This window comes from Bacillus sp. COPE52 (assembly GCF_003355115.1).
GTDB classification, from domain to species: Bacteria; Bacillota; Bacilli; order Bacillales; family Bacillaceae_G; genus Bacillus_A; species Bacillus_A toyonensis.
On sequence record NZ_CP031292.1, the window covers coordinates 229,942 to 238,758 of the forward strand.

An 8,817-nucleotide genomic window follows, 5' to 3' on the forward strand; every position below is an offset into this window, starting at 1 on the left:
ATAGGTTCGAGGTGGAAGCATGGTGACATGTGGAGCTGACGAATACTAATAGATCGAGGACTTAACCATATAATATGAAGCGATGTTATCTAGTTTTGAAGGAATATGCCTTCATAGTTTGGTGATGATGGCAGAGAGGTCACACCCGTTCCCATACCGAACACGGAAGTTAAGCTCTCTAGCGCCGATGGTAGTTGGGACCTTGTCCCTGTGAGAGTAGGACGTCGCCAAGCAAGCTTAAGACGAGTCAGAATGACTCGTCTTTTTTGTATGCTTTCATACCTCTATCGATTGCCTTTTTAACCGCTTCTAAATAGGAAAATCCATATTTTTGATCTGGTTCTAAGTAGGTTCCTTCTGCCCATTCGTTCCACGCATTGATAAATAAAAACTCACTGTTATAAACAGAGTAAGTACGATGAATTTGCTTACTTAAATAGATTGCGAACTTTTCAGGAGTAGAACCTATAAAAATACTGCTATTTGAATTTTTGCGTCGTGCAGTGTTATCCCAATCAACGAAAGCTCCAGGGAATGTTTTTTTCTTTGGAGGAGATCGTTTTAATATATACATCCATACTTTATCGTAGTCCCAAGCATTTAATTGCATACCAGACTCATATATTGTTTTATTTATGTCTGAAGAGCTATCATGGGCAATTGTATAAAATGGTTCAAACTGAATGCTAGCATCGAACCCATTTATATCAGGGAGTGGAAAACTGTTTAATGTTTCTGTAAAGTATATACCTTTTAAACCGTTTTCTCGTGCTAATGCATTCCAATAATTAAGCATTTTTTCACAATCAGGAATATGTCCCGGGCGATAAATAATGAATAGAGGTTTATCATCTATACGAATATATCTTTTATCTTGGAACGCTTGTAATAAATATTCAAAGTGCTCTTTCCAATCTGATACATCTCCATAATCTTGAGGCATTAATATATGTTTATCAAGACCATCCCAAGATTTTGTCCATGGCTCATTTGCCCAAGAAAGGCAAAATGGAAAATCTGGTTCCCCTATCTTAAGTACCTCATTAAAAGGTGTTTCTAATAGCCTCTTACCTTTAAACCAGTAGTGATAATAACAAAAACCATATATACCGTATGCTTTCGCGATTTCTGCTTGCCATTTTCTTACGGATGGGGTAGTTAAGTCATAATAAAAATCTTGATAAGGTTCCCTAGGTTGATAATGTCCTGAAAATAAAGGTTGTGCATTTTTAGTATTCGTCCATTCAGTAAAACCTTTACCCCACCAGCGATCATTTTCTTTTATTTGATGAAATTGTGGTAAGTAAAAAGCGATTATTTTCAAGTTATATCCCCCTTATGTTCTTCGAAGTTCAAGTGGTGGGAAGTTACTTTTGATTTTGTGGAGCAAGTTTAAAACGAGAGATTTTATATTCTCTTACTGTTTTTGTATGCTACGTATTGGATTTAGTTTTATAGTTTGCTTAATACGAGAGTCTTGGGTGCTCTCATATATATGTCTGAAATAAAAAGTATCATTCATCATGAAATTAAGCGGATTACTATGAACGAAAGAAGTTAATCTTTCTGGAGAACAAATAGGGCCTGTGGTAACCGGTTTACATCATCAAAAAAATCCCGCAGTTTTAGATACTTCTCATAATGCTTTTTAATATAGGTCATAGGTATAACAGTTTCTCCATAAAAGCTGCTATCTCTAACATCTCCTGCACCAGTAGGACTGTGTACAAAATTCCCATGTTCATAATCCGAGATAGCGCGATGTATATCTGGAAAAGCCTGAGATAAAGTTTTATGCCATCCTGTTTGAATTAATTCAGGGTGTTCCTTGAATTGTTGACAAAAATCGAGAAAATATCGTGCCTGTGTTGTTGCGATGAAGATTCCACCTGGACGCAGAATTCTTGAAAATTCTTTTATCCAATTTTCTGCAGTTTCTTCGGATAAATGTGAGAATACAGAATAAGCGAATATGATGTCTAATGAATTGTCACGAATAAATTCTACAGGAGGTTGTGGGCTTGCGGTTTTATATATCCCTCTTCCTAATGTTTCATTGCAAAGAGTAATCATGAAGGGGTCTACATCAATCCCAAGCAGATTTTCATCCCGAACATCTTTGAACAAGAAGCGTATAATTCGTCCCCAACCGCAACCAAAGTCTAAAACTTTACTGTCTTTATTCAAGGGAACCCCTAAATTTTGAGCGTATGTTTTTATATGACTATAAAACAAATATGCTTCATATAGGGCGTGTTCATAGGAAGCACCTACAAATTGTTTTTGGATTTCTTCAGGGGGGAACAAAGGTACGGGTACACCGTTTATTGTTGTTTCTGAGCAACTTTGTATAAATAGATTTAGAAGTTCAACGTCAGATAATGGACTAACAAGGTTATCAAAATCACTTCCTAACTTAAAATTATTCATTTGTTAAACCTCCAAATTACATAATGATAAAATTTATTTACGATTTTTTTGTACTAATAAAAACATGCAAAAATTCAGCATCTAACCCTAATGATCTATCCTTTTGTAAATAAACAGTAGTATACATATTTGCCTGTGTGTAAATATATTCAATCATATCTAGCCCCCAATCAAATGTTACTAAAGACCCATTCTCATCGATAGGGTTTCCATGATAAATGGGCTCTTCAATATGCTCAATTACTTCTTTATTCACTCTTGCTCTTTGCACAGTCTTTGTGAGTGCATGATACCAAGGGACAGTAAATACATGAGCACCACCAGGTTTTAATACTCGTTCTATTTCTTTAAATGCCTTGTTTGGCGTCATGACATGTTCAAAAACATCTTGAGTAATGAATAAATCAAAAGATTCACTGGGGAAGGTCATGTCTTCTAAATTTTCACATCTAATTCCTTGAAAGTATTGGCCGAGAGGATAGTTTTTAAAGTATTGAGAATATGTATAGTTTTTACAGTTTTTTATTAGTAGCTGAGTTGTAATTCCTCCAGGAGAGGATTCGTGGATATTATAGGAATTCCATTTTGGAAAAAATGTATTTAAAACATGGATTAAAGCTCGCTGCCTTGGTATAGATTGGCATGTAGAACATAAGTAATGATCTCTAAGCCAATCATTATGTTCTATAAATGTAGTTTCCTTCTCGCAAATAACGCAGTACCCAGTATTGTGTTTCAAATTGTCTTCCACATGACATCACTCCTGTTTTAAATGCAATGTGTTGATGGATAGTATGACACACTTCAACAATCAAAGGAATCAAAGAGAGTGGCTGAAAATTAGGAAACTCATACAAGTACGATTGATAGAAGGGGATAACCAGCTGAGGGATAATCTCGCGCGAATTACAGTGTCAATTTATGCTATGCGAGACATTCGCTTTTATTCATTGAAGAATGTATAGACTTAAAATATCCCTTTCTTGTATGGATACATTTCAAAGTCCTGTGCATATATTTCTGTAACTAAATCCATAGTTTCTTTATCGTAAAAGCTTTTATATGTTGGAAATCGGGGGAAGGCTTCATCTGTAATGCTAAGTTCTGCATAGCTGCCTTCATACATCATCTTATGAGTGCGATGATGATCTGAATTCGTAAGTATGGCTAGGTCGGACTTAATTAAACCGTATTCGTCTTCTATTTTGGGAATTTGCTTATTAAAATCTTCTAAAGGTATGTAGCGTTGGATGAAGGCTTCTTCCCCCTGAACATATTGCTGACTAAAATGTATATCCATTACTAGGGAGTTGGGACCAAGTGCTTGAACGTAATATAAAAATTGTTTAAATGATATTCCTTCATTACTATATTTGTCATTATAAAAACATTTTCGGATACTTTCCCATTGTGGGCTAGCATATGGATTGTCAGCAAGTAATAGAAATGAGCTAACGGCCCTTGTATAGGGATTTCGTACGAGTTTACAAACATCTTTTTTCCCTTTTAGAAGAACATTTTGTAACTCAGGTATGTAATTTTCTTTGTTTTTGTATACCCAGAACTCATAGTAATGAATAAAGTCATTGTATTTCTTTGCTTCAGTATATAATCCAATTTGAAAAAAGAACCAATTAGCTAATGCGGTGCATCCGCTTCTATGACTCCAAAATAGTATAAGGGGAAAGTCTTTATGGAAGTGTGGAATTCGATCTTTATGTAGAATTACATGGTTTAAAAGTTTTTGATTTATATTTTTCATGAGTTCTGTACTCCTTTTTCGAGAGTTTTGTGTATGTAGAAGCATCTTTAAATGGAATACACGAGTGGAAATATAGGAAGAGAAGGTTGATTTTTTATTAATAAACTATATTCATGGGGGTGAGTAAATATTATAAGTGTTTTTTCGGACATTTTAGATAAGATAGTGATTCTAAAATGAAAATATAAAATAAAGATAATGAAAATGTATAAGGGGCATACAATTACAAGAGGATGAATAATAACAATGATCGAGTTCATGTATTTGCATTTCTAGGTGTGAAGAGTAAAAAAATTGCTTACTAGAGAGAGGATATTATGAGGAAGAATAATTATTTAATAGTAGGTGGAAATAGTTTCATTGGTATTAACCTCACGTTAGGTTTATTAGAACAGGGGCAAAATGTAAAAGTATTTTCCAGGCATATAAATAATTTCCCTCGAAATATTATAAATGAAGTTGAATTTATTAAAGGTGATTTAGAAAATGTTGAAGATATATATAAAGCTTTAGTGAATGTGGATATTATTATTTATTTAGCTGCGACGTCTAATGTAGCAACTTCCATCGAAGATATTTTTGGGGATATTAACAGTAGCCTTTTTTTTCTTAATTTCATGGAAAGTGTTAAAGATTTTCGTATTAAAAAAATTGTATTAGCATCTTCAGGGGGTACAGTTTATGGGGAACCTGAATATTTGCCTATTGATGAGAAGCATCCGTTGAAACCACTTTCTCCATATGGAATCACAAAAGTTTCGCTTGAGAATTATTTGTATTTTTATAAGCGAAACTACGGCATCGACTATGTTGTATGTAGATACTCTAATCCATATGGGAAATATCAAAATCCTTTAAAGAAAGTTGGGGCAATAAATTGTTTTTTGTACCAACATCTTAGTAATGAAAGGATTAATATATACGGGAATCCACAAGAGATTATTAGAGATTATATTTATATCGATGATTTAGTTGAAATTACTATACAACTATCACAATTAAATCGATTGAAATCTTGTGTATATAATATAGGAAGTGGCAAAGGTCTTTCTTTAAAACGAATTATAGTGGAATTGGAGAAAATAACAGACAGAAAAGTAGACTTTATCTGTTATAAACCAAAACAAGAAAATGTTCAAAAAATCATTTTAAATATAGATAAGGTGAGACAAGAATTTAATTGGGAACCTAAAATAGATTTCAAAAGTGGAATTAGATTAAATAAGTTATGGATTGAAGAGTTCTTATATAGTAAAAAATAATAAACCATGCTCTACTTATATAAGCAGAGCATGGTTTATTATTTTACTTCTTTTTTTATTACCCAAAGATCTTGATGATCCCACCAAAACCCTTCAGTGTATTTTTTAATGATAGGGTTATAGGGTAATAACTTAATTTTGTCACACACGTAAGAGGGGCTAACTATCGTTTGGCCATATTGGTTAACATCTAAATCGAATTGTTCACTAGAAGGAAGGAACCAATAGCCTTGTTCATTTAAATTTGGAAATCCAAAGTATTTTTTACTTTGATACCCATGGGTGGTGAAAATGAATAAACCACCAGGTGAAACAGCACTATACAATGTTTGAAGCCAACGAAACCAAGTTGTATCAGGCATATGAGAAAAAAAGGATAAACAAAAAACAATATCGTACGTAGAAGTTTCCAATTTTAAATGTTCAGGTTCAGGGTGAGATAATATAGAAGAATGATTTAATGTGTTTTCAATAAAAGTAATAGCTTCTTCATGTATATCACAAGCAGTTATACTCAAGTTTGCTTGTAGATTTAATAAATGGCGTGTTACGCAGCCATATCCAGATGCAAATTCTAATAATTTAATTGGATTGTCTGCAGTAGGATAAAAGGAAGTAATTAAGTCTAAGAGTATTTGTGCTGATTTTTGTCCATCTTTAAAATAATAATCTATCGCTTCTTTTTTAGAAGGAAAGACTGGATTAGTGACAAGGAACTGAAAAATGTGATCCTCAGGATGGATATTTGCGTTTACATTGTAGTTGTTTGCGATTTGAGAAATTAAGTTTTTATTTTCCTCTATAAATGCTTTCAAAGAGTATTCCCCCTAAATAATAGTAGCGTCTTATAAAAACGCGGATAGTAAATAAAGTTCAAGGTTAAATGTTCAAGTATGTTTTTAGGTATTTTCTATATGTATACATCTTCATTTTAGAAATATCGTCGATAGTAAAGTTCTTTTTAATGAAATTCTGCATTTGTACAACTTCATTATAATGAGAATATGAATCTTCTGTTTTCGTTACACTATTTGTATGTCGTCTATGATAGTTTAGGGACTTTGGATTAAAGTGAATATGTCCCTCTTGCAGGATGGAAACATAGAAAAACCAATCACCAGCAATTTTAAATTTTGCTAGTTGTTTTTCTGTGTTTTTTATATCTATGTTTTTAAACACTACACTTGAGACATTAGGTATAGTGTTTTTAATAAGTAACGTATCTTGTATTTCATCTATGCCTTTTCGAAAATAGGGGGTTTTCCATTTTTCTTTATCGATATCATTTGTGTAATTTAAATAATGATCAGCTATTACATTTCCTTGTTCGTCTATTTGTTTTGATTGTGTGTAGCTTAAGGTAACCTTGTTATTTATATGAAATCCTTGTATCACCTCTTGTAAAAATGTCTTCTCACATAAGTCATCTGATTCTGCGATCCAAATATAATCACCGGTTGCTGCGGAGACTCCTTTTATCCATTGTTTAAATACAGAACCAGAGTTTTTTTCGTTAATAATTCGTTGAACTTTCAGATGAGGCTTATTTTCTTTTGAGAGCAGCTTTTCAAATGTTGATACGCTATTGTCAGTAGAGGCGTCGTCTAGGAAAATTAGTTCGTAAAGGGGGTAGGTTTGGTTTAATATTGATCTGACTCGGTCAGGTAAGTAGTGTTCATAATTATAGTTTGGTACAATTACACTTATTTTTTTGTAATTATGTTCGAGAAGCGCTAATAATTGATAAATGTAATTAAGAAAATTAAAGTTTTTTTCAATGAGCTCTTGGCCAAAGCTCCCCTTTTGTAAGCGTAACTCTTCATCTCCAATAAGTTCATATATTCTTTCGACCATTTTTGGTAAGTTTAAAAAGTCTACTAAGGCACCGGTTTTTTCTGTAACAACATCCTCAAAACCTCCAGCATTTTTAAAACCTATAACAGGAACCTTTGTATCTAATGCTTCTAAAACAACATTTGGAAAAGGGTCTTCCCTTGAGGTTAATAAATATAAATCAGCCCCGGCATTATATAAACCGATATCTGGAGTAGGATCAACTAATGTGAAATGTGCTTTATATCTTGGTGATAGAGTATCCATAAGGTGAACATCTGTTCTCCCTACCCAAATAAAATGAATATTAGTATGAACCTTTCTTACTGAGTAAGCAATAAATGAGAATAAATCTATTCCTTTTCGATAATCGGCGAAACCTACACCTAAAATAATTTTACTATCTAGAGGCAGGTTGAGTTTTTTGCGTAATTCATTTCTAGCCACTGTAATATTATTCTTATAAGGATTGTGGTTAAATAAACCTTGAGGGAGAATGTGACATTTTTGATGATCTAATTGCGTGATTGTAAGGAATTTTTCATATACGTATTGTGAAGGGAAGACAATTTTGTAAGCAGATTCAGCAATGTTTCTAGCTTTTCCTTCGGCAGAGTACTGTTGTATTAAATGCGGTAATTCATGTATTAACGAAATAACTTTTATATTGTGCCTAGCTAGTAATGCAACCATATCACCACTTATGACCGTACTGCATATGGCAATGGTATAGTCTTGTGATAATAAAGTCTTTATTAATAATTCGACCGTTTCTTCCGTGGGGTAGTCTTTCTCTAAGCAATAAACAGGACCATATTTTTGAAAATCGGGGATTAAAATGCCTGATCCAATAGAAATAATTGCGACGGAGTAATCGAAGTTTTCTTTAAGAGCTTTAATAGTATGTAAAGAAAGCAGCTGTGCTCCGTGGAAATGGGCATCATGGGATACATAAATGATTTTCTTATTAACATGCATTTCATAACGCCTCCTAAGTTTATTAGATTTCTTTACCTTTCTATCGACTTAGTAAAGGAAAAGAAGATAAGGAAGTATTTTATTTATAATCCCCCTAGAGATAAGCGAGAGGGGAAAATGGTAATTTTAGCTCGGGTGCACTACTACCCTTAATATATATTTACTTAGCCTGACATTCATTCTTTAGAAAAGTATTAGTATTAAGCTAAAGGTTATAAATTGCCGATTATTAATTTAACTAAAGGAGTTTTAGAATCTCTAGGGATGGATTAGAAATTAAGAGGTTTATAATTTATAAAATAAAAAACATAAAAGGTATTGACGATTAAGGGTTAGAAGTGTAATATAGAACAAGTCGCCGATGCAATAACGCAGAAAACGACAAACGAAATAAAAAACTTAGTTGACATCGAAACATGAAGATGTTAACATAAGGGAGTCGCAAATGAGCGACCAAGTAGTTCTTTGAAAACTGAACGAAACAAACAACGTGAAACGTCAATTTTTATTTTTAGATGCTAGACAAACTAACTTTATTGGAGAGTTTGATCC

The 8,817-nt window shown here is 33.0% G+C and carries 7 protein-coding genes and 1 rRNA gene; 2 read left to right on the forward strand and 6 right to left on the reverse strand.

Features of this window, described 5'->3' with window-relative positions:
- The first annotated feature begins 117 nt into the window (after positions 1-117).
- A 5S ribosomal RNA gene (rrf, locus tag DPQ31_RS01345) occupies positions 118-233 on the forward strand.
- Between the two features lie 14 nt (positions 234-247).
- Here rrf and DPQ31_RS01350 read toward each other — a convergent pair.
- The 4 genes from DPQ31_RS01350 to DPQ31_RS01365 form a co-directional block, all read right to left on the reverse strand.
- Positions 248-1,324, reverse strand: a complete 1,077-nt coding sequence (locus tag DPQ31_RS01350) for a glycosyltransferase WbsX family protein (RefSeq protein ID WP_087969503.1) — start codon at positions 1,322-1,324, stop codon at positions 248-250.
- Positions 1,325-1,557: 233 nt separating this feature from the next.
- On the reverse strand, positions 1,558-2,430 hold the full coding sequence (locus tag DPQ31_RS01355; RefSeq protein WP_097959378.1) for a class I SAM-dependent methyltransferase: 873 nt from the start codon (positions 2,428-2,430) through the stop codon (positions 1,558-1,560).
- 37 nt (positions 2,431-2,467) lie between these two features.
- The gene (locus DPQ31_RS01360; protein ID WP_208731470.1) at positions 2,468-3,181 is read right to left on the reverse strand and encodes a class I SAM-dependent methyltransferase; all 714 of its coding nucleotides are present in this window, start codon (positions 3,179-3,181) and stop codon (positions 2,468-2,470) included.
- 216 nt (positions 3,182-3,397) lie between these two features.
- Entirely contained in the window at positions 3,398-4,192 is a 795-nt protein-coding gene (locus DPQ31_RS01365) for a sulfotransferase family 2 domain-containing protein (protein WP_000790068.1), read from the reverse strand.
- 317 nt (positions 4,193-4,509) lie between these two features.
- Between DPQ31_RS01365 and DPQ31_RS01370 the strand changes: the two genes are divergently transcribed.
- Entirely contained in the window at positions 4,510-5,454 is a 945-nt protein-coding gene (locus DPQ31_RS01370; RefSeq protein WP_208731471.1) for an NAD-dependent epimerase/dehydratase family protein, read from the forward strand.
- A gap of 38 nt (positions 5,455-5,492) precedes the next feature.
- Here DPQ31_RS01370 and DPQ31_RS01375 read toward each other — a convergent pair whose 3' ends face one another.
- Both DPQ31_RS01375 and DPQ31_RS01380 read right to left on the reverse strand, forming a co-directional pair.
- Entirely contained in the window at positions 5,493-6,269 is a 777-nt protein-coding gene (locus DPQ31_RS01375; RefSeq protein WP_097959380.1) for a class I SAM-dependent methyltransferase, read from the reverse strand.
- Between the two features lie 64 nt (positions 6,270-6,333).
- Positions 6,334-8,265 (reverse strand): glycosyltransferase, encoded by a 1,932-nt coding sequence (locus tag DPQ31_RS01380; protein ID WP_208731472.1) that lies wholly within the window; start codon positions 8,263-8,265, stop codon positions 6,334-6,336.
- Positions 8,266-8,817 lie beyond the last annotated feature (552 nt).